The 23,261-nt window shown below is 43.5% G+C and carries 16 protein-coding genes; 5 read left to right on the top strand and 11 right to left on the bottom strand.

The annotated features are described in order from the left end of the window. Positions 1-86: 86 nt before the first annotated feature. The 4 genes from KGY70_05825 to KGY70_05840 all read right to left on the bottom strand — a co-directional run bounded on the left by KGY70_05825 (position 87) and on the right by KGY70_05840 (position 3,928). On the bottom strand, positions 87-1,355 hold the full coding sequence (locus KGY70_05825; protein MBS3774683.1) for a hypothetical protein: 1,269 nt from the start codon (positions 1,353-1,355) through the stop codon (positions 87-89). Next, entirely contained in the window at positions 1,339-1,830 is a 492-nt protein-coding gene (locus KGY70_05830; GenBank protein MBS3774684.1) for a sigma-70 family RNA polymerase sigma factor, read from the bottom strand. The genes KGY70_05825 and KGY70_05830 overlap by 17 nt, the downstream gene beginning before the upstream one ends. A 182-nt stretch (positions 1,831-2,012) precedes the next feature. Next, positions 2,013-2,426, bottom strand: a complete 414-nt coding sequence (locus KGY70_05835; GenBank protein ID MBS3774685.1) for a hypothetical protein — start codon at positions 2,424-2,426, stop codon at positions 2,013-2,015. Between the two features lie 257 nt (positions 2,427-2,683). Continuing rightward, positions 2,684-3,928, bottom strand: coding sequence for a serpin family protein (locus KGY70_05840; protein MBS3774686.1), 1,245 nt, complete (start codon positions 3,926-3,928; stop codon positions 2,684-2,686). Between the two features lie 270 nt (positions 3,929-4,198). Here KGY70_05840 and gap point away from each other — a divergent pair, with 270 nt between their 5' ends. Continuing rightward, a complete protein-coding gene (gene gap / locus KGY70_05845) occupies positions 4,199-5,206 on the top strand; it encodes a type I glyceraldehyde-3-phosphate dehydrogenase (GenBank protein MBS3774687.1) in 1,008 nt (335 codons plus the stop codon). 87 nt (positions 5,207-5,293) lie between these two features. Next, entirely contained in the window at positions 5,294-5,530 is a 237-nt protein-coding gene (locus KGY70_05850) for a hypothetical protein (GenBank protein MBS3774688.1), read from the top strand. Positions 5,531-5,639: 109 nt separating this feature from the next. Here the strand turns inward: KGY70_05850 and KGY70_05855 are convergent, their stop codons facing one another. Together KGY70_05855 and KGY70_05860 are read right to left on the bottom strand one after the other, a co-directional pair. Continuing rightward, the gene (locus KGY70_05855) at positions 5,640-9,068 is read right to left on the bottom strand and encodes a SpoIIE family protein phosphatase (GenBank protein ID MBS3774689.1); all 3,429 of its coding nucleotides are present in this window, start codon (positions 9,066-9,068) and stop codon (positions 5,640-5,642) included. Positions 9,069-9,126: 58 nt separating this feature from the next. Continuing rightward, positions 9,127-10,740, bottom strand: a complete 1,614-nt coding sequence (locus KGY70_05860) for a HEAT repeat domain-containing protein (GenBank protein ID MBS3774690.1) — start codon at positions 10,738-10,740, stop codon at positions 9,127-9,129. A 235-nt stretch (positions 10,741-10,975) separates the two neighbouring features. Here KGY70_05860 and KGY70_05865 point away from each other — a divergent pair, with 235 nt between their 5' ends. The 3 genes from KGY70_05865 to KGY70_05875 are packed head-to-tail and all read left to right on the top strand — an operon-like array spanning position 10,976 to position 14,051. Continuing rightward, the gene (locus KGY70_05865) at positions 10,976-13,303 is read left to right on the top strand and encodes an ATP-dependent helicase (GenBank protein MBS3774691.1); all 2,328 of its coding nucleotides are present in this window, start codon (positions 10,976-10,978) and stop codon (positions 13,301-13,303) included. Positions 13,304-13,354: 51 nt separating this feature from the next. Next, positions 13,355-13,660 carry a hypothetical protein gene (locus KGY70_05870; protein ID MBS3774692.1) on the top strand — a complete coding sequence of 102 codons (306 nt, stop codon included), beginning with the start codon at positions 13,355-13,357 and terminating at the stop codon, positions 13,658-13,660. Between the two features lie 22 nt (positions 13,661-13,682). Continuing rightward, positions 13,683-14,051, top strand: a complete 369-nt coding sequence (locus KGY70_05875) for a DUF2809 domain-containing protein (protein MBS3774693.1) — start codon at positions 13,683-13,685, stop codon at positions 14,049-14,051. A 3-nt stretch (positions 14,052-14,054) separates the two neighbouring features. On the opposite strand, the gene KGY70_05880 is transcribed toward KGY70_05875, so the two are convergent. The 5 genes from KGY70_05880 to KGY70_05900 form a co-directional block, all read right to left on the bottom strand. Continuing rightward, positions 14,055-14,639: a hypothetical protein gene (locus KGY70_05880; GenBank protein ID MBS3774694.1), complete on the bottom strand. Its 585-nt coding sequence runs from the start codon at positions 14,637-14,639 to the stop codon at positions 14,055-14,057. 97 nt (positions 14,640-14,736) lie between these two features. Further along, entirely contained in the window at positions 14,737-17,850 is a 3,114-nt protein-coding gene (locus KGY70_05885; GenBank protein MBS3774695.1) for a SpoIIE family protein phosphatase, read from the bottom strand. A gap of 42 nt (positions 17,851-17,892) precedes the next feature. Beyond that, positions 17,893-18,888, bottom strand: coding sequence for a hypothetical protein (locus KGY70_05890; GenBank protein ID MBS3774696.1), 996 nt, complete (start codon positions 18,886-18,888; stop codon positions 17,893-17,895). A gap of 9 nt (positions 18,889-18,897) precedes the next feature. Beyond that, the gene (locus KGY70_05895; GenBank protein ID MBS3774697.1) at positions 18,898-22,218 is read right to left on the bottom strand and encodes a tandem-95 repeat protein; all 3,321 of its coding nucleotides are present in this window, start codon (positions 22,216-22,218) and stop codon (positions 18,898-18,900) included. Between the two features lie 2 nt (positions 22,219-22,220). Beyond that, a partial coding sequence (locus KGY70_05900; protein MBS3774698.1) for a PKD domain-containing protein occupies positions 22,221-23,261 on the bottom strand: 1,041 nt, incomplete at its 5' end.

Here is a 23,261-nt window from a genome sequence, read left to right on the forward strand (position 1 = left end):
ATGGAAAGAGAAAGCCATTTTGCCGGATTCTGTTATAAACGAATTTGATCGAACCGTTAAAAGGAATATGCAAAAGCAGTGAAGGGTCAGAACTGAAATTTCAGCCGGATGCCGCGGGCGCCAAAGCGTATGTCCTGGCTGGTGAGATCACCCAGGGGATGTTTCATGTAAGGTTCCAGAACCAGTTGGGAGCGGTCGAATGTAAAATGATATCCCAGGGAAAGATTGAGGATATTGGCGAGATCAACCTGGTGGAGGGGATTATAGGATTCCTTTACCGACTGGGATCGTATGACTTTCTCAGTATCCATTAGGTTATTGGACTCATCATATATATAATTCACATATTCGGCAGAATACCGATGGCTGTATTGTTCCTGTATATAGGTGACGGAGGAGATGCCTGCCGTCAGAGAAATGTCTCTGTAGCGATACCGCAGGTTAACCGGCACATCCAGACCAACCAGTTCCACCCTGTTGGAAGTGGAAGTCAAATTGGCAGAAGAATAAGAACCTTCGGAGGCAGAAAGATGACTGTAAACGGCTTTATCTCTTCCGGCTGGTAGATTATCCTGAGTTGTAAAATACTGGCGGGAGACAATTACTCCCGTATGCATGCTGAGGTTGGGCAGAAGTTCGATTTCTGACATCAACCCACCGGAGAAGTTCAGGTCGCTTTTGGTGGCTTTTGATGTATAATTGTACAAGGTGGAAAGTGCTACCCCCAGGTTGATTCTTTCCTTTCCTTCTGGGATATTTTTATCGGGTGAGACGTTGTCCCAGGTGGAGCTTTGCCCTTCGGATTCAGAATGGGCAAGCAGTGCCGGCTGCTGGTTTTGATCGACTGTCATACGCTGTTGTAGTGGGCTTATTTTTTTCAGATCCTCTTCTTCCCTTAAAATGCCTCTCGTTTCTTTAGCAATTTCATCTATATTTTTAGTTTCATGTTGGATCATATCATTGCGGTCCTTCCGGGTCATTAATTTTTTCCGGGGTTGTGAATCGGCTTGCTGTTCAGCGGAATCTTCAGCGAAGACCATTCCTTTACTTTGGTCTCCGCTTGATTCCTTGTTTTTTTGAGAAGCTGTGTATGATGGCTCATTTTGTATCATACGTGTTTCACCGCTATCAAAATAATCCCTGATTTGTTGGCTGAATGGCCAGAAGACCAGGAAAAGGACCAGAAGTACCGCTGCAATCCTGGAAGCCCTTGTTATGTAAACCATCCTGAGATTGCGACCTGCATTAAGTCTCCTCTGCATGTCCTTCCATGCACCCTGATCCACAGGTTCATGATGGTTGTCAAAAACTTCTCTTATACGTCTGACCAGTATTTTGTCAAATGATCTGTTCATAGTTTTTCTGATAGTAATCTCTGTATTTCTTCCTCAATATTTTCTTTGCACGGCTCAGATCCGCCCTTGATGTGCTCTCACTTATGCCCAGTTTTTCCGATATCTCCTGGTGGGTGTATCCCTCCACTTCATAAAGGTTGAAAACAAGCCGGTACCTTTCCGGCAACCCGTTCAGCAGATCCATCAGATCTTTCAGCTCAAGTTCATCAACGGTTGCCGTTTCATGGATCTCCACTTCTTCATCATCCAGCGATTCTGTATTGTGGTGCTTCATGTTGGCCCTGTAATAATCAATTGCCCTGTTGATGATGATTTTTCTGAACCATGGCCTGAACGGCTGATTTTCGTCAAACTTTTCAATATTATCAAAGACCTTCATGAAACTGTCGTTCAGTATTTCGACGGCTTCTTCGCTGTTACAGGCATAGCGGTAACACATCCCTATTCCATAGGCATAATACTTCTCGTAAAGCATCTTCTGATACTTGCCCTTCCCTTTACGGCAACCGTCTAATATCCTTTTTTCGATCGCTTAATGTTTTTATACGTTATGAGGTTTATTCATTAAACGTTAAAGATATACAATATTTGATAATTTGTCTTCCTCACATGCAAATCCGATACATAGCAGGAAAAATAATATTACAAAAGTAGGTTTCATGGTTTTATAGATACTATTTTTAACAGCACTTTATAATCCGATTTTTTATATTTTGACTCGATATCCGGATATGGCAGCACATCAATCAATGCAAACCGGTATTCCTTGTAAGTCTGGGCATCTGTTCCCGGCCTGTTCAGTTTGATGATTTCGGTTGTGTCAGTCTGCTCCGTATCGAAAGATTTTATCCTGAGCCGGACCATCGCTTCCCCGGCCCGAAAGCATCGGGCACCCTTGGGACATCTTGAATCCTTCACATCCTCGATGGTAAAAGACAGACCGGAATCCAGAACATACTCCCGGCCCCACTTCACTTCAATCTGTCTGTTGAGGGATACCAGCCTGTATTGATCTTCACACCCTGCCGCCAGCAGAATCATGATTCCCAATATGACATGAATGGTTTCCATTTTTATTTTTTATGTTTGGTATATTTACTGTATTCCAACGATTTTTCACTTGTTTCTATATTGAGTGCATATCTACAATTCCATCTAATAACTATCTGGCCTCTTAAATTTCGGTCGAACTCCTGTCAAACAATCAAACTTTCAACCCCTTTTGTAAAGAAACTTAATGGCTATTCCTTTCCGGGGCTTGCCCACTGCCAACTGCCAATTGCCAACTGCCAATTGCCAACTTTACGCCAGATTCAATCTAGGAAAATTTATGCAGGTTCTTCAAGTTTTCCCATAAAAACAATCGTATTCGTCGTCACTTCGCGTATGGCGAACACAAAGGGCCGGTCAAAACGCAGGACCATAGGTCCCCCGCCACCGATGCTGGTTACGGTCATCGTCACGGATGTTACCGCGGCCGCTTCTGTACCCTTTTCATCCACCTCCACAAAGGTTTTGTGAAGCACTTCAGATATATACAGATCTTTCCTGTCCGGGTTGATGCCGCTGAAATCCGATTCGTCGGGATTGAAGGCCTCTTCCATGCCCAGCAGTTTCAACATTTCATTCAGTTTTTTCTTGTATTCGAACTTAAACTTCGGCAGGTGCATTTCTATTCCTGTTGTATCCAGGTTTTCCATCCACTGGTCCCAGTTCTCATTATTCATGGCGGCAAAAATGTCGTCCGGCTGCTGATCCTGCGAAGGCAGGAAGCAAACCATGCTGTAGTTACCCCTGCCATAGGGCAGCTCAACCGCCTGAAAAAGATCATTGCGGTGATAACGAAGATCCGTCTCCGTCACCATCATGTCGGTCTGAATCTGGCTCCCGTCCTGAAGATAGAAGGGTTCCTCAGTGGTTTTCTCCTCGTCGAACTGGTATTTCCATTTGCCATTGAAGTAAAGGGCATTGATCAGGTACATGACGTCCAGCGGGTCGATGCTTTCAATGATCTCCGGGATCTTGTCGTGGGTTTTTTCGGCCACCCAGTTGTTAATGATGTCCACAGCTTCAGGACTGTCGAAATCAAGAGGGCTGACTCCGGCATCATAATATTTCTTGTTGACATCAATGAAATCCTGTTCCACCTGAAACTCCTGCCGGTACCAGATGGAATTGGCTATCTCCATCGTCACTTTCTCATCTACGCTCAGTAACGACTCCATGAGTGATTGGTAGGATTCATTGACCTGTTCTTTTGAAAGACCATTAAGATGGAGCGTTTCTTCCATGGCTTCCTGCGTTTTACCTGCCGCCCCGTTGTAAGTCATGGCCAGGGCCAGCGAAACGCTCACCGGCGAAATCATGGTATTTGCTGTTTCATCCTGGCTTTCCACAATTTTTTGCATCAGTTCGAAACCAAATTTATTGTCGGAATCGATCAGTTGCCGGGTTTCTGCAGTTACTTCAATCTGCTTTGGTTTCAGGTCCGGTTGGGGACCGTCTTCATTTTCACAGGAAAAATTCAGTCCTGTTAATATTATAAGGGATATAAAGGCAATTGTCGTTTTCATAGTTTTTAATTTTTATGTTTATTAACCGGTACGGATCGAAATGCCAAAACGCTGCGTGGGGTATAAAAAAAAGTAATCAAATGTTTGTGAATGGATGTTTTTATCCTGTTATACATTTTGATTCAATAATAAATTAATTGTTAGTCTCTTATCAAGTTTATGGTTAAATTAGGCAGATAAAGTTTGATGTTTTGTTTATAAATCATTATTTTTGAAATGCTTTTTTACAAGCGTATAAATAGATGTTTAAACCTCAAAAATTTGGTTAATATGGCTAAAATAAAACTTGCCATCAACGGCTTTGGAAGAATCGGCAGAAGTGCATTCAGAATTGCTGCCGAAAGGAAGAATATTGAAATAGTAGGTATCAACGACATTACGGATGCGAAGACTTTGACGCATCTGTTGAAGTATGATTCCATTTACGGAAAGTTCAACGGAACCGTTGAGAATGAAGGTGACAATCTTGTTGTCAACGGAAAAAAGATCAAAGTAAGTGCAGAAAAAGATCCGAAAAAGATACCCTGGGGTGATACGCCTGATGTGGTAATCGAATCCACGGGTGTGTTTCGTAAAAAAGAAAGTGAAAAAGGCGGCTACGGTGATCATCTGAAGAACGGCGCCAAGAAAGTTATTCTGACTGTACCGGCCAAGGACCAGATAGATCGTATGGTTGTCTTGGGTGTTAACGACAGCGATCTGCAGGATAGCGATGAATGTGTATCCAATGCTTCCTGTACTACCAATTGTCTGGCTCCTGTTGTTAGGGTGCTTAATAATGAGTTTGGTGTTGAGCACGGACTGATGACAACAATCCACGCCTATACGGCCGATCAGAATCTTCAGGATGCACCCCATAAGGACTTAAGAAGAGCCCGTGCTGCTGCACTGTCGCAGATTCCAACTACTACCGGTGCAGCTACCGCAGTAGGCAAGGTCATTCCTGAGCTCAATGGCAAGCTTGATGGTAAAGCCATTCGTATACCCACTCCAACTGGTTCGCTCGTCGATTTAACAGCAACATTGAGTAAAGAAGTAACCGCGGAAGAGGTAAATGCTGCCATGAAAAAGTATGCCGAAGGTGATATGAAAGGTATACTGGGATATACAGAGGATGAGATCGTATCGGCCGACATAATCGGCGACACACGTTCATCCATATTTGATGCAAAAAGCACCATGGTCATGGAGGGAAAGATGGTTAAAGTAATTTCCTGGTATGACAATGAATGGGGTTACTCATGCAGAGTGATTGACCTGGTTGAAAACCTGGTTTAATCTATAAAATTTTGATATGGGTTAATGAATATAGAGGCTGTGCCAGTGGCAACAGCCTCTTCTTTTTTGTTTTCATAATGGAGGCTTATGGGACTATTCCAAAAAAAGAAAAAACCGAAGATTTTTGATTACGACGGTAAACCCTTGAAAGTAGGAGATAAGGTTATGTCGCTTCGTTATAATCTGGGAAAATGTACCATCGTAGAAGGAGAACATGGTATTGAATATGAATCCATGGAAACCGGCGAGCGTGTGAGGTATGCATGGATGATAGATGCGCATACGGAAAATCAGAAGGTGAGAAAGATTGAGGATGAGGCGTAAAACACAGGATAATGGTGAAAAAAGTTAAATTGCTTAATTTTGGGAACGAGACCTATCATCAGGTTATGAGAAATTTGTTTACAGCTAACTTCGGTAAGAATAATTCGGGCTAGATTCGGATTCCCATCACAAGTATGTCATCTACCTGGAAGTTATCTCCTTTCCATTGCCTGAAAGTTTGATTCAGTATTTGGTGTTGCTCTTCCATAGGCTTTTGGTGGATCTCCGAAAGCAGATTGATGAATTTTTTTGGTTTAAATTTTTTGTTTCTCTGACCGCCGAATTGATCAACATAACCATCAGAGAACATATATAGCACATCTCCTTTCTTAATATTGATGCGGTGATTTGTAAAGGATTCCTTTTCTGTGTGGTAAATTCCCACAGGCATACGGTCAGCCTCGTATTTATAAAAGTCTCCGTTTCGAAACAAATACAACGGGTTAAATGCTCCTGCAAAATCCATTTGCATATTTTTTTGGTCGACCACACAGAAGGCCATATCTATCCCATCTTTTGTCAGGTCTTTTTTGCCTGTCTGATGCAGGGAGTTTTTGACCATATTCCGCAATTGGTTTAGAATATCCGCTGCATTTTTTCTGCTGTTCTGATGGTTGTTCATGATTTCATTCAGAGATGATATGCTGAGCATACTCATGAAAGCTCCCGGAACACCATGACCTGTGCAATCAGCCGCAGTCAGATATACTTTTTCTTCATTGGAGCGAATCCAGTAAAAATCCCCGCTTACTATAGATTGGGGTTTGAACAGAATAAAGTAATCGGAAAAAACATGTTTGAATTGGTCTTTTTTGGGAAGTAAGGCATTTTGTATACGCCAGGCATATTCAATGCTCCCTGTAATTTCCAGGTTTTTTTTCTCAATGGTATCCTTTTGTTTGAGGATCTCATCGCGCTGAACTTTAATTTCCTCTTTCTGTTCCTCTATGGTTGAAGTACGCTTACGGACCGCTTCTTCCAGTATTCTCTTATCTCTTTTTAGCTTTTCTTCCCTGAGCTTAATGATCATGAATATCACACCCACCAAACCTAAGGCTACCAATCCGTAAAATAAGTTGGTTTCCGTGAAAGGGGGAGGCACATGATATTCTATTTCTTTGGTCTCACTGATCTGACCCCAGATATTGCGCGCCCGGGCTTTTATCCTGTAATCCCCTTTTTGTGCAAAAAATTGAATTTTCGGCTCGTTGGACCATTCCGACCATTCATTCATTAATCCCTCGATATAATATTGATATTGATTGGAACCACTTTTAAGATAATGGGGCGCCGCCACGTTGAATGTAAGCGGGGTGTTTTCTTTTTTGATAGCGGGCCGGGAATGTTTCAGATAACGCTCGCTGCCGGAACGGACAGTGGTAAAAAACGCCCTGAAATCTTTCTGTTTGGGGTATCTCTTGTTAAGGTCGATCCTGTATAGCTCATTTTCGGCTATAACCCACAAATGGTTTGTCGGACTGATGGATATATTCTGGATGTTGTCGAAAAGTTCAAGGTAGACGGACAGTGAATCCTGCCATTCTTTGGTATTGCGCAGCCTTTCCCAATGGTTTTGGTTTTTAATCCATGAAATACCGGGTTGAGATAACAAATATTGGTAATCGGTTTGCAGAAGAGAATCTACCGGATAATGGGGGTGGACCCTAAAGGTATCGGTATGCCTGTGATAGCGGAAAACCCCCGAAGATATAAATGCATATACTTCTTGTTCCACGCTGCGTACAAAATATTTTTGCGAATATTTGGCGGGTAATGAATGGTTTTGGATTGTACTTACCTTACCTTCACGGTCAAACACGACTTTATGGGCCTCGTCTTCTCCGCCCACCCAAAGCGTGCCGGTGTGGTTGTTAAAGGCCAGGGAATAAACGGGTCCGTTGATTTGGGGCAAATATTCTGTGGTTTGCCATTTTCCATTCTGAAAAGTTGCTTTTGTTATTCCCGAAGGCGTGGCTAACAAAACACCCTTTTTATCTGTTGGATAGATATGATGGGGATATTGGCCCCGTAATACCTGAGTAACTTCACCCTGTTCATTGAGATGGTACAACCCGTTATAGGTGCCCGCCAGTATCCCCCCTTCATAGGGGACCAGTTGCTCGCACCTGCCTTCTATTCCTTCAACCTTTTTAAATTGATGGGAGATAGACTGAAGGGAATATATTTTTTTATTTTTATAGGATATGCGGGTTTTTGTTTGAGCTTCCTGTTGATCCTCCGGCGTTTGTCTAGTTTCGTTGTCTTGTTCCTGCTTTGACTCTTCCTTGTTTTTCCCGAAGAGTTTATTGAAAAACCTTTTAAAAGCGCTTGGCGATTCCTTTTCCTCTTCCTGTTGGTTTTCCTTTGTCTCCTCTTCATCTTCCGGTTGCGCTCCGGTTTCGGGTTCGGTATTTACAGGTACTTCTTCTTCTAAACGAACTTTAATTTCATCTTCCCGGTAATTCTTTTCTTTATTTAGACGGTATAATCCGTCTCCTGTGGCCAGATACAACACGCTGTCCTGTTCAATGGTGTTGAGCAGGTTGCCTTCAATACCCGGATAGGTGCTGAATTTTCTGACAGGCAATTCAAGAGCTGCACGTGAAATCCCGTAAGGGTGACTGATCCATAGTCCCCGGTTTCTGTCCATGGCAATGGCTGTTATTTCATCGCCGGGCAGTCCGGTTTGGTAATTGATGGTATACAGGATTTCTCCTGACGACTTGTCTATGACCACTACACCACCGGCAAGTGTAGAAAGGGCAAAATGCTCATCGGAGATGTTGACGGCATCTGCCATTATGCTTTCTTCGATATAGGATTGATTTGTTAGACGGAAATTATAAAATTTCATGCCGTCAAAAAGGTAGAGCTGGTTGTCATCTGTGCCGATAAGAAGACGGTCTTCGCTGTAAGGAAGGCTGAACAGAATTTCTTTATTTTCAGTCCAAAATCCGCTGACAATAGGGAATAATGTATCCCCCTGAAGCCTGTGAAGACCCTCATCCCCTTGATTGATGAATACGTGTTCATCATTATGGATAAGGCCCGTGAAAGGTTGATTTTCTTTAGCATACCACTTTTTTTCGATGGTAAGTGTATTGGGGTCAGCCCTGACGATCATTTCTTCGCTTATAAAATATATTGCCGAATCTACCTGTTCAATATTGACGAATTCACCCGGCAACAAAGAATCGGAAGCAAGGCTTTGGTAACGGTAGAGGCCTTTCTCATCTCTGTTGAGATAACCTATTTCCTGATCACCTCCAATAAAGACCTTTCCTGACCCTGAATGATAGGATATGGAATAAGGGATAAACGGGACCTGAATGAAATCCCGGGTCTGCCCGTTGTATTTCAGAATGCCTTTTCGGTTGGCAAAAAACATGTTGTTTAGACTATCCTGGGCAATGGACCAGTGTTGAACATTACTGGTGTTATTTTTTTGGAAATGAGTAAGGAAAAGACTCCCTTCCTGGGAGAAGGCATGGAGTGTTGTGATCAGAAAAAGGGTGATTAACCCTACTTTTAATTTCATGTATAATGTATGGTTGAAAAAAGAATCAATATTAACTCTCAACGCCTAAAAAGAAGCTCTATTGCCCTGATTTATCTCTTATTTTGTCCAGTGCTCTGGTAGCTGCTTCCCGAACGTTACTTTTGTTATCTTTCCGTAATTCAATGAGCGGGTCAATGGCCCGGTCGTCCCCGATATAACCCAATGCTTCGGCTGCTGCTTCCCGCACACGCCAGTTATCATACTCAAGCGCCTGTAAGAGGGGATCGATTGCTCGTGCATCGCCGATTTTTCCCAAAGCCTTGATTGCCTGTTCCCGGCCCCAGAAATAATCGTTGTTCAGGGCGTTGATGAGGGGGTTCACTGCTGGTTCTCCTATCTTTTGCAATGCTTCCACCGCCGCTTCGCCGGAACTATAATCCACCAACGCTTCAATGAGAGGCTCTATGGCGCGGGAATCCCCTATTTGCCCCAATGTCTCGGCCGCCGCTTCCCGTACCTCATAATTTTGATCATCCAGTGCTTTAATAAGAGGTTCCACAGCCCAGGTATTTTCAGTCTGCGCCAGTCCCCTGATGGCAGCTTTCCGCACATGCCAGTTGTCGTCGGCCAGTGCCTTCAGTAGGGGTTTGATGGCTTGCATATCACCGGCTTTTCCTAAGGCTATGGAGGCTGCTTCCCGAACTTTCCAGTCATCATGATTCAGTGCTTCAAGGAGGTGGGGCACAGCCTGTTTTCCTATATTTCCCAGTGCCCAGGCCGCATTGGCCCGAACATCCCGATTCTCATCGGCCAGCGTTTGCATAAGGGGGTCAATGGTGCTGGAATCCCTAATCCGTCCCAATGTACCGGCGGCTATTGCCCGGAGACCCTGATCGTCATTGGCAAGCGCCTTAACCAGGGGGCCAACTGCCGGCTTTCCGATCCTGAACAATGCACCCGAGGCTGCTCTCCGAACATCAGCATCCTCATCGGCCAGTGCATCCATGGATGGATTCACCGCCCGAAGATTTCCGATCTTTCCCAATGCTTTGGCAGACGCTGCCCGGACCTGGGGATTGTCATCGTTCTTCAGCGTTTTTATAAGGGGTTCAACAACCCTGTCATCACCAATTTTTCCAAGTGTTTGGGCTGCCATTGAGCGCACATTATAATCATCATCACCGGCCATTGTCTTAACGAGGGACTCTATGACCCGGGAATTTTCAAATTTTCCCAGAGCCTCTACCGCTGCTCCCCGGACGTTTGGATCATTATCCCCGGAAAGCGTCTTAATGAGAGGCTCTATGGCCCGGGAATCACCAATTTTTCCCAGTGCCACCACTGCTGCTTCCCGGACATAACGCCTGTCATCAGCCAGAGTCTCAACAAGAGGACCGACAGCACTGGTATCACCTATTTGTCCCAAATTCCAGGCCGCCTCCCATCGGGTTGAAGCTGACGAGGATGAATTGTTAAGATCATGTATGTGTTCCTGAACCTTTTTTGATTGTGCAAACAAAGTACCTGAGATACCTTGCAGTAAAATGGTGACAAAAAACAATACCAATATTTTCCGAAGCATATAATTCCTTCTTCCGGTGGGATTTTTAGTGTGTGGAGGGAATGCATTGAATCCGGGAAATTTACGGTGTAATTCCACGGCCATGCCATCTCTGTATCTTTCATATCGTATTTCTATCCCTGAAGACATTTACCTTTTTTAAAAAATGAAGACAGACTTTTTGTTAATATACCAACCAAATATAATAAATTTATGGTAATAACCCGTATATATAAAGAACTCCCAATCTTAAAAAAAATGTAAAGTGAATGGCAGACAAGGATATTTACAATAGAACTCAGAACGCTGTCGGAGACAGGAATAATTTTTGAATTATTCGGGTTAGATTTTTGTATTATCTTTGAATGTTTAAAATGTGTTATATATGTTTTTGATCAATAAAGCTTTTTTTCCTTTTTGGGTAACTTTTCGGTATCTTTTAAAGCGTTCCTTTTTTGAGAATGAAGGTCCGTTGTTTTTCTCTTCATCCGATAATCCCCGTAAAGATGACAACAATGACAACAATGAAAACAGCAAGAATGATGATGAGGAGGACGATGACCTGAACAATTTGGACCGGGAGAAACTTCTGGAGGATTTCCTGGGGGAGGTAAGCGATGCTGAGGTCACCCCTGGGGAAAGCAAATCCAATCTCCCCGAAATATACAATCTCACTCCTGATGATTATCCGGAAATTGAAGTACCGGAAGAGACCAGGGACAGAATTGATGAACTTAAACAGATAGCCGATTCTATAGAGCGAAAAAAACAAAGGTTGGAGCATACGAGTAAAGATCTACTCAGGGGAGATTACAGAATATCCTATGCCGATCAGCTTAATGAGAACCAGTTAACCGCAGTTACCACTACTGCGGGTCCTTTGCTTGTTATAGCCGGTGCCGGCAGTGGTAAAACCCGCGTTATCGTATACCGGGTGAGTTATCTGCTGGAAAACAATGTGGACCCCGGAAAAATCCTTCTCCTGACCTTTACCCGCAAGGCAGCACATGAGATGCTTTCACGGGTTGAACAACTCCTTAAAGATACCAGGGCAGGAAAAGTGATGGGAGGGACGTTTCATTCCTTTGCGGTGCATGTACTGCGTAAATATGCCGGCATGCTCAATCTTCCAAACAACTTCACCATTATCGACACCGGGGACAGTGAGGATACCATCGATCTGATCAGAACTGAGCTGAAATACAACCAGAAGGATAAGAAATTTCCAAAAAAGAAACGTCTGCAGAAGGTTATATCTGCTTCCCGAAACCGGAATATGACCATCCGGGATTTTGTGGAAAGGTATTATACGGGACTGACCGATTATGTGCAGGATATTGAATTGATCTACAACGGTTACACGCGGTACAAGGAGATGAGCAATATATTTGATTTTGATGATCTGATGGAGTTCCTGAGAAATTCCCTTCGCGACAAGCCGCATTTCCGCAAAAGGCTGCAGGAAGATTTTGAGTATATCATGGTGGATGAATTTCAGGATACCAACGTGGTTCAGAAAGAAATTGTGGATTTCCTGGCCGGGAAACACCGGAACCTGATGGTGGTAGGTGACGATTCCCAAAGTATCTATGCTTTTCGTGGTGCAAACTATGAAAACATACTCAGGTTTCCTCAGAATTTTCCCGACTGCCGGGTAGTGAAGATCGAGAAGAACTACCGCAGCAGCAAGAAGATTCTGGAGTTCACAAATAACATCATAGACCATTCCCTTATCGGATATAAGAAAAAATTGTATTCGGATATTGAGTCGTATAGTCTGCCGACGGTGAAACGGTTTTATGATGCAGAGGAGGAAGCGGAATTTATTGTATCCAAAGTATTGGAACTGCGCGAACAGAATGTGCCCCTCAACGAGATTGCGGTATTAAACCGCGCCGACTGGCACAACCGTTACATCCAGACGGAGCTCAACAAGCGTGGCATCCCTTATGTAGTGGTTGGGGGCTTCAAATTCAATGAGCGGATGCACATCAAGGACATGATCGCCTATCTTCGGATCATATTAAATCCGCATGATTCGGTGGCCTGGCACAGGGTGCTGAAGTTGCTCCCGGGCATAGGAAAGGTTACTGCCGGTAAGATTGTAAGGGAGGTAAGAAAGACCGGGGAGATCGAGCTGGATAAATTTATGGGGAAGAAGTTCTTTATTCATTTGAAGCAGTTACGGGATGTTTTGAATCGCGCCGGCGACGATAAGCTATATGTCAACGAAAGGCTTCAGATATTAAAAAATTATTATGCGCCGATATTGGAATCCAGGGAAACCGACTATCAGAGCCGGCTGCTGGATATTGATGTGTTGATCGATCTGGCCGCAAAGTATGAGACCATCGACCGGTTTCTTTCTGATTTTGCCCTGGAACCGCCTTCGAGAAGCCTTTCGGGTGAGACCACCCCTCTGATTGACGAAAGTGAAGAGAGCCCGATGACCATCTCCACCGTTCATTCGGCCAAGGGACTGGAATGGAATACCGTTATTGTTCCTCATGCCCTTGACGGCTTATTTCCCTCCATTCGTGCAAAAGATATTGAAGAAATGGAGGAGGAGAGACGTCTGTTTTATGTGGCCTGCAGCCGGGCGAAAAAGCAATTGTTCATTACTTTTCCCGCTGTGTTGTATTCATATGATGCAGTGTTTACCTATCCCTCCAGATTTTTGGCTGAAATTGAAAAAGACCGGTTTACATTTTGAAAATTATTTTTATTTTTGGGTTCATGATCTTTTAACCATTATTGCAACTTTATGGATCAGACACGTCAAAACATCCAGCGCCTTATAGATATACGGGATAAAGCCGTTGTTTCCGAGGATGAAAAAATCACCAAAGAAGAATTGCTTAATCTTGCGCGGGAAGCCCTCCAATTGGCCAAGGAATGTGAAATCCTCGATCAATCTAAATATGAAACACTTCAGCAACTGAGGGGATATGAGTTAAGGTCATTCTCCCGTTTTCTGGAATCTGAAATGACGATGAAATCGCTTGTGGAAAATCTTATTTTTTTTTGTGTCTCGATAATTACGATCATTTACGGTAAACTGGATATATAGATTTATGCCTGAAAAAAGAGCCTTGATAAAAACAATTGTGTTAATAGTGATTATCACCGCCCTGGGTTTTTCGGCCAAACTTGTCCCTCACGGTGAAGCTACATGGCTCTCAAATCAGCTGGCAGGGTTGTTTTATGTTACAGAACTTTCTCTTATTCTCTATCTGTTTTTTCCCGAACATTTTATAATTCTGCTCGTTATTGCTGCTTTCCTGCTAACCTCACTGGTTGAGTTCATGCAATTATGGCACCCGGCATTTCTGGAACCTATAAGATCTTCTTTCCTTGGGCACACCATTATCGGGTCAACTTTTAGCTGGCTCGACTTTCCCTGGTATGTAGGTGGTGCCGTACTGGGTTGGCTGCTCTTAAAATGGATAAAAAAGACCTGATGTTTATTTTTTGCCTTTCTTCATTCTCTTTTTGAGTTTCTTTTGCTGTTTTTGGGTTTTTTCCAGATTTTGCCTGATCTCTTCCAGCTCGTTGGTTTTTTGGAGTATTTCGTCTTGTCTGTCCTCCATGCTTTCTGCTCTTGAAATAAGATATTGCAGGGATTTTCGGCGTAATGACCGCAGGTAAAAGATAAGGAAAATGATAAGCCCTACGGCGAGGCCATGAAAGAGAAAATGGAGGATGGAGTTCTGCCGGTACTGCTCTTTGTTTGCTTTGATATTTTTCTGCAATTGTACGGCTTTCCTGTCAAGCGAGTCTCTGGTCATATCATGCTCAGCCCTTGTATTCTTTTCAAGGGAATCCAGTCCCTTCACTGATTGATTAGATAGAACCAGTAGGCTGTCCAGGGTGGGAGTATGGGATTGGTTTATTTCATCCAGCCTGGATAATAAGAGGTTGATCCTTTGCTTTACATACTGCAGATCTTCGTAAACCAGGCTGTCGGTATCGCTGGCCATTGTAAAAGTCATTACTCCTGTGAGGAGCATCAGCGTAATAATGATTTGTTTATGGCTTAGATGGAACATTTTATCTGTTTTACTGCATGAAATGATTGCAGCAATTCAAATATAAAGAATTTGCCCTGAATAAAAGCCAAAATTTTTATTAAACCGTGTAGCTCCTTTAAAAATTTCTGCCTATGATGAGGATGTCATCCACCTGTTCTTGGCTATCCATCCATTGGTCCAGTGTTTCACCAAGCATTTTTTCTTGTTCCCGGATATCGTATTGATGTATCGAGTGAATCAGGTTTTTAAGGTGCCTTGTTTTGTATTTTTTACCCCTTTTTCCCCCGAATTGCGAGGCAAAACCGTCTGACATCATGTATATGGAATCGCCCTTTTTTAATTTTATGCTGTAATTGGTAAACTCGGGATTTTCTTCTATGGAATAACCAATAGAAAAACGATTGGCTTTATATTCGTATAGTTCGTTATCCCGGATCAGCCAAAGCGGAATGAAACCTCCTGCATATTGTAGTTCTCCGCTTGCCGGATTGTAACAGGCAAGCCCGATATCCATTCCATCCTTAACAGAGTCATCATCTTTCTGATTAAGCGTGTTGGCCACCTCCTCATTCAAATGGTACAATATTTCCGAGGGTTTTTGGATTTTGTGTTCAATGAGGATCTTTTTTAATGAGATATGGCCGATAAATGACATGAAAGCCCCTGGTATACCATGGCCTGTGCAATCTACTGCAGCCATATACTGAAGGCCTTCATAGACAGTAAACCAATAAAAATCACCACTGACAATTTCTTTGGGTCTGAAAAAGACCATAACATTGTCAAAGGGGATTTGCGAGGGAAGAATGGCAAACTGAATCCTTTTGGCATATTCCATGCTGGAGGTCATGTCTTTGTTTCTCAAGGCAAGCTCTTCATTGGTTGTATGAAGCTCTTCCGTTCTTTCTCTTACTTTTGACTCAAGCTTTCTTTTTTCACGAACAAGTTTGCGTTCCCGGATCACAATAATCAGATAGCCCAGTCCCAATAAAGCAATACCAAGCACTACATAAAACCATGTACGCTGGTAGATGTGTTGTTTTATCAGTATATTCACCTCCATAGGTTTTCCTGTAGATATGCCATCCATGTTGAGCGCCCTGAGCCGGAAAGTGTATTCTCCGGGTCTTACATTGCCAAATGTAGCTTGTCTCTCTGTAGTAAATTCCGACCAGCCTTTGGTGTACCCTTTAAGCTGATATTGATATTGAACGGATTCAGGATCGCGAAGCTGAAGACCGATGTAATTGAATTCCAGTTGATAATTGCCAGGTTCAAGTGTGAGGTTCTTGCTGGCATCTATTTTCTGATTATTAACAAATATTTCGGTAATATTGAGTTGAGGGGCAATCGTATCCTTTCCCGTTTTAGCCGTTGAAAACCTGGCAATGCCCTCCGAGGTGCCAAACCAGATGCTGTTTTCTGTTTCAGCATACACAGCATTATTAAAAAATTCCGTAGAATTTTTGATCCCATAGTTTCCTGCATAGCGTTTTACCGTATTCGTTTTGGTGTCAATTTCAGAGATGCCCCCATGATGCCCCACCCATATTTTTTCATTTGCAAAGACCAGACTATAGCCATAATCTGACAACAATCCGGTTTCTCTGTTAAATTGTTTGGTAGTGTCTTGCCCGACCTTGAAAATCCCGTTGCCGTAAGTACTGATCCAGATGTTTCCGGCATTATCCTCTGTAATGGAATTGATCTGCACCAGTCCCTGGGCTGTTTGGATGGGAATGGTTTCTAACCGGCCCTCCTGATTTATTGCATAAAGTTGATTGCTTAACGTGCCGATTAAAATCCGGTTTTCTGAATCTTTGTAAAGGTGGTTTATGTTGTTGTAGGGTAATCCTGTATCGGTGTTGTACCAGTTTTTTTTCCCGCTTTTGAGATTTATCCGGCAAATTCCCTTCTTTGTGGCCACCCATATATTTTTTTGATCTCCCGTTATATAATTGATGGAATTTTCTAGCTCGTTGGAAGATAGCGGGATGCTTCGTATCTGTCCTGACGTGGGGTTTAGTTTATAAAGTCCCGATTTTTCGGATCCGATCCATACATCCCCTTCGGGATGCTTAAATAAGGCAGTGATCCTGTCATGAGGCAGACCTTCCGCAGTGCTGTAAACATCCAATATGTTGCCATTTTCCGGGTTGATGTGTAAAATGCCTTGATTGGAACCTGTCCATAAGTGGCCTTGCTCTCCGGCCAATGAATAAAATGAGTTTGTTTCGAACTGTTCCGTATAGGAATAGAAAAGCAGTTTTTCTTTAACAAACCGCGCCAGCCCGTCTCCATACAAACCAAACCAGATGTTCCCTTCCCTGTCTTCAAAAAGACACCGTACATCATTCGTTGGTAATCCCTTTTCACTGGTTAGATGCAAGTTTTTTCCATTTCTCTTATCGGGGTCAAATTTATATACTCCTGAACCCATAAGGCTTACCCAAACATTGCCTTCCCTGTCGGTGATTCCATCCTGTATGTTACCCAATTCTTCTTCCCCCAGCGAATCTATCCTGCTTATATTAAAATGCATGCTGTTTTTGTTTCTTTTCAGTGAAAAGATCCCTTGTCCCCTGGATATGGCGAACAATTTATCTTCCTTGTCGGAACCAATAATAGCTGTTATGTTGCCTCCGGAAAAATCCTTTATCTTTCTTTGCATTACCATGCCCTTTCCGTCCGGATCGAATCTGAAAAGAGAGAGATGTTGATCTGTGCCTATAAGTATGTATCCGTCCTCAAGGCACTTAATGGATGAAATGTATGCCTGCTCAAATGGCGAAGAGATTCGATGAACATTCTGTTGGGGATCAATCCGTAAAATTCCTTCTCGTTGTGTTGATATCCAAATATTCCCATTATTCCCTTCCGCAATACCGGTGATGGAATTTTGAGCTTCACCCGGATCGATCTTGACAAAATGATTGCCATTATAAAGGGTTATTCCACCATTCATGTGCCCAAACCAAAGATTGCCGTTTTGGTCTTTGAGGCTTTGAGTCACGAAATTGCCCGCAAGTGAATCTTTGGGGGTAAACTGGGTGAATTGAAAACCGTTAAAACGAAAAAGCCCTGCGCCGGTTCCAATCCATAAAAAACCCTGATCATCCTGATTGATCGTATAGACAAAAGGTTGAGTAAGCCCCTCGCTGTTGCTGAAATGGTTAAACTGATACCGCTGGGAATAACATTGTATGCTTCCATAATGAAGGATAGTCAAAAGCAGTATTATAAATAAGCGGTACAACATTTGGCCTTAGTTTTATTCGTCAACAACTTCCATCCTTATTTTTGGCTGATACGAGGGAATACCTCCGATAGGAACCACATAAAAGGGTAAATTCTCTCCGTACTGGTTTTGAACCACCACTACCACATTGTTATTCTTAACCAGTTCGTTCCGGTTTTTTATAAACTGCAGCTCCATGGATGAATTTCTTTCACGCTCATGCACCGGGAACCGGTCTTCTGCCCATTCGTCCTCCCCGGTTACGGTGCAAAGCAACCCGTTTTTGGCCACCGAAACAAGCCTGATGAAACCATCATTGTCCCAGTCGAAATTCTTTATTTCAATGGCCGTGGTTTTATCGTCAATATAGGGATAGATTTGGGATACGTTGTTTTGATTGTTCCACATCCGGAAGGTGTATTCGTAGGTAAACATGTTCCCGCCTTCTATTTCTTTCGATTCGTTCTGTTCCGAACTCAGATAGTAGCGGTATAAGTTGCCGTCGTTGCCACTCACACCTTCCGCGATAATTTTAAATACATATCCCTCGAATTGTTCTACATATTCTCCTTCCCGGGGATTGAAAGGACCAAAAACATGCCAGTCTTCATCATATTTTTCCTCATCTCTGAAAATTTTGGAATCCAGCAAAGTCCCGCTTTTATAATTTCCCACAGGATCAATGTTTTTGGCATCTTCATGAGTCCAGCATTCCGGTCCCCCGTAAATAGAGAATTCCACGCTGGTGTTGAATTCTCCTTTCTTCTCATCCAGTTCCCCACCGGTATCAGGATCATATACTCTTATATAGATCGGTTTTTTTACAGACTCCGGAATTTTTGCAAAGAATATCTGGCAGAAATCATCATCTCCCCAGGAGGTGTCTCCATCGCCACCAAAAGTAACCAGATAAGGGATGTTTTCATCCTCAGCAGGAGCAGCCTGGGCCAATAATACATTATCTGTTGATCCCAAAGCCCATAAAAACAGGGTAAGAAATATTATAATTGTCGTTTTATATTGTTTCATAATACACGATCATTCTTTTATTAGTATAAATTCCACCCTTCTGTTTTTCTGTCTGCCCTCCTCAGTTTGATTGTCGGCTATTGGTCTTGACTGACCATACCCTACTGCACGCAACCTGTCTTTTGAGATGCCCTTTGAAACCATATAATCCATAATTGACTGAGCCCGCTTTCTCGACAATTCCATGTTGTATCCGAACGATCCAATGTTGTCGGTATGGGCTGCAATTTCTATTTTAATATCTGAATTGTGCTTCATAATATTGACGATGCGATCAAGTATCGGGTAGGAACTTTCCGCAATTTTGTACTCATCGAAACCGAATTGGGCATTGTCTATTTCACTGAATGCTTTGTTGATTTGATTTACCACTTTTTCAGGTAATTCTCCCATAATAAAGCTTTTCACCTGTGCCTGTTCAAAACCCCGGTCAACCACATTGTCGTAAACCGGGTAAATGGATTGCAATGATTTTCTTTGTCCCACCGTGTAACTATACAAGCTGTCGCTGTCGTTATAATATTCACTGATCTCATAGGTATCCCTTAAAGGATCGAATACGGAATCCTGTAGAGAAATTTTTTCCCTGGATGAGAGCACTTGCACCCTGAAAATTTCTTCCTCCGGGTTTCTTTCATAGGCATCGAATTCGGTGTGCAATTCATTGTTCGGGTCCTCTTCGGGATCACTGACTGTATCCGTTTTTTTCTCTTTTCCTTCCTGATGCATGGCCAGCGCCTGATAGTCTTCAAACACCCTGACTTCTTTCCATACACAGTGATTTTCTTTTGCTCCTGTGGTGTCGTTTGTTCCTGTTATTCCCAGTTTAACCCTGTAATTTCCTTTCTTTTTGAAAGTGTGTTGGGCTTTTGGTCCTTTTGCAGAGGTTCCGTCACCAAAATTCCAGTAATAATTTTCAATTTGAACTGAAGGCAGATTGGATTCCAACCCGTCAAATTCTATTTCCTTATTTTTAATAAAAGCGTCTTTGGATCGAATGAAGGGCTGTACAGCATCTTTGATCTCAAATTCAAACTCCTGCTGGGTGAAGAATACATTGCCTGTTCTGTTGTCTATCATATTGAGCTTAACCTCGTATGTTCCCGTTCCCGGGAAACAATGTTCCACTTTAAGTCCGTCGCTTTGGGTACCGTCACTGAACGACCACTCGTATCTTACGGGAATGGAATCCGTTTCGTTATAGCTTTCGTCCCAAAATTGATAACAATAATTATTTTCCTGCAGCGTATCGCAATTGTGGAAAACAGAAGGCTGCGTCAGGCTAATTGTACCCAACCCCGTGTACTGACAGGATGTATCGCGGGTATCGCGGAGGTAAACCGTATAATCACCGGCAGTCAGTGCGGTAAAGACGGAGTCGTTCACCCAGGTGGCGCCCGAATCGATGCTGAACTCATAATCACCTGATCCTTCCGATGGATCTACTTCAAATGCCCCGTCTGATCTCCCGAAAGAGGATACATTCCGGTGTGCACTGTCCACTTCCGTTAACATCAAAGGGTCGGGTTCTCTTATGGTAGCCGTTGTTTGCGCGGAATATCCATTGGCTGCCCTGACTGTGCCGGTGTATTCTCCGGCTTTCAGGTTGTCAATATCCTTGGCTTCCGAAGCAAAACCTTCGGGACCGCTCCAGGAATAATCGTATTCATCGAACCATTTGGGTAAGCTCAATGAACCGTCATTGCTGTTGGAAGAAGCGTCGAGGGCAGTAAATTCACTTCCTTCGTTAAATTTCCAGTATCCTTCCAGTCCGGTTTCGCTGCCGGTCAATTCACTGATCATATTGTTGCGGATTTGTTCTCCCGTGCGGGCAACACTCCACACCCTCACTTCGTCAATCATTCCTTCAAAATGCCGTTCTCCTGAGTTATCCCTGCCAATATAGAAATTCCGGCCGGCATCTTGTTGGATTGCAGTATTGTTTTCTCTTTTTGCTATTTCGGTACCGTTTACATACAACCGCATCGTATCCCTGTTATAGGTGGCGGCCAGATGATACCATGCGCTATCTGTAATATGGATCGGCTCGGTCAGTGCAGTCTCTCCGGTATAGAATATGAGCTCATCTTTTTCATACCGCAGGTGGTACTGCTGATCTCTACCCATAACCTGCCATTTATCCGTTGCCCGACCGGTTATTCGGATCCAGGCTTCCAGGGTAATGCTTCCGGTTATATCCAGGGAAGCATCTGGCGGGATGATGACGTCATCGTTGGTGCCGTTAAAGGAAAGTGCCTGCCTGCCGGGAGTATAATCGTTCACTGCCAGGTCAATGCCGCCGGAACTTTCGCCATGGCAGGTATTGTGTATAAGCGTTGTGTTCAGATCCATGGTGTCGGTGACTGAAATGTACAGGGTTCCTGATGAGCTTAAAGGCGGAGATCCGGTATCGGATACTTTATAATTGTATTGGTCGGTACCTGTGAAATCTTCCGGGGGGCTATAAGTAAAACTGCCGCCGGTATCGATGGTTACCGTACCTCCCCGATGGGTCAGATCCTCTTTGACTGAAGGAATTCTGATCCGGTCGTCATCGGGGTCGTAATCGTTGCCCAGGAGATTTCCGGTTGCAGTAGTATTGACCCATGTGGATAAAACATCATTGATGACAACAGGAGGATCGTTGACATTGTCCACTGTAATTTGGACGCGGGTTTCACTGCCATAATATTCCCCGTCAAAAGGGCGGTAAGTAAAACGATCTCTGCCGAAAAAGTTTCTTTCGGGAGTGTATTCGAATGAACCGTCTGCATGCAGAATCAGCGAACCGTGGCTGACATCCCTTACCAGATCGGCGGTCAAAGGTTCGGGAGCAGAATCCGGATCGCTGTCATTGCTTAATATACCGGGTGCCGGTTCATCATGTGTCCTGTCTTCTTTTACGGTTATGCTGTCTTCGGAAGCAACCGGTACCGCATTCACCTTCTCATCCATTGAGTTCTTATACCCCTTGGCTTTGGTGTGTATATAAACGGTTACGGTGGCCATATTGCTTTGCGTGCTGCCATCATTTGCTTCATAGGTAAAGCTGTCCTGTCCTATAAAACCGGTTTCAGGCATATAGGTGAAGGAACCGTCTGTATTGAGTTCGACCGATCCATGCTCGGGACCATGAATTTTTACCGCGTTTAAGGCCTTATTGAAATCGTTGCTGAGAACTCCGGGTGGAGATATGGTGAGCGTATCATTGATCCCTGTGGAATATCTGTCATCCAATGCTACAGGGATGCTGTCCTGAGCCGATGCCTCTGCCCGGCAAATGAACAACAGGGATGCAAAATAAAGCAATAGGTTTAATCTGTTAACCATAATTATTGATTTATGAATATCAATTCCATTCTTTCATTTTTTTCTCTACCGGCTTGCGCTTGATTGCCTCTTACCGGTTTTGACGGGTCGTATCCGGCAGAGAACACCCTGCCTTTGGGTATACCGCAGGAGACCAGGTAATCTATGACGGATTGTACCCATCTTTCCTGCAGTTTTTTGTTACTGCCATACGATTCTGTATTACCGGCAGAAGCAGCAATCTTGAGTTGTATAGAAGGATGTTCCGTCATGATTTGGATGATGCGGTTCAGTATCGGATAAGCACTTTCTGCCACTCCGTTCATGGTAAAGCCAAAACGGTTGGTGTCCGTTTCGCTGAATGCTTTTCTTATCCGATCCTTTATATCTTCAGCCATTTCGGTAATTATGTGGCTTCTGACCTCCACTTGTCCAAAATTTTTCTCGTTCCCCCGATGATCATCTCTGTCATTTGCTTTACCCGATTCGCCGGCAGCAGGCTCTTCTCCTTCCTCCCCTGTCTGATGCATGGTCAGCGCCTGATGGTCCTTAAACACTTTAACTTCTTTCCATACACAGCGCTTTTCTTTTGCTCCGGTGCTGTCGTTGATTCCGGTTACTCCCAGGACGACTTTGTAGTTTCCCTCCTTTTCATAGGTATGATGTACTTCCGGACCCTCGGCCAGGGTTCCGTCACCGAACTTCCAATAATAGCTCTCAATATTTATATCCGGCAGATTGGATTGTAAACCGTCAAATTTCACTTCATTATTTTTGACAACCGCATCCCTGGAATGTATGAAAGGTTGAACCGCATCAACAATTTCCAGTTCGAAGTCCTGTTTCGTGTAATAAACGGTGTCTACCAGCGCATCCACAATATTTAATTCAACCTGGTATTCACCTGCCCCGGGAAAGCAATGTTCAACTTTCAGACCTCTGGCCGTGGTTCCGTCACTGAACTTCCATTCATACCTTGTAGGGAGGCTGTCTATGGTTTGGTGGCTTTCATCCCAGAAGCGATAACAGTAATTGTTTTCCTCCAGGCTGTCGCAACCATAAAA

The organism is Bacteroidales bacterium, assembly GCA_018334875.1.
In the GTDB taxonomy this organism is placed as follows: Bacteria; Bacteroidota; Bacteroidia; order Bacteroidales; family UBA12077; genus JAGXLC01.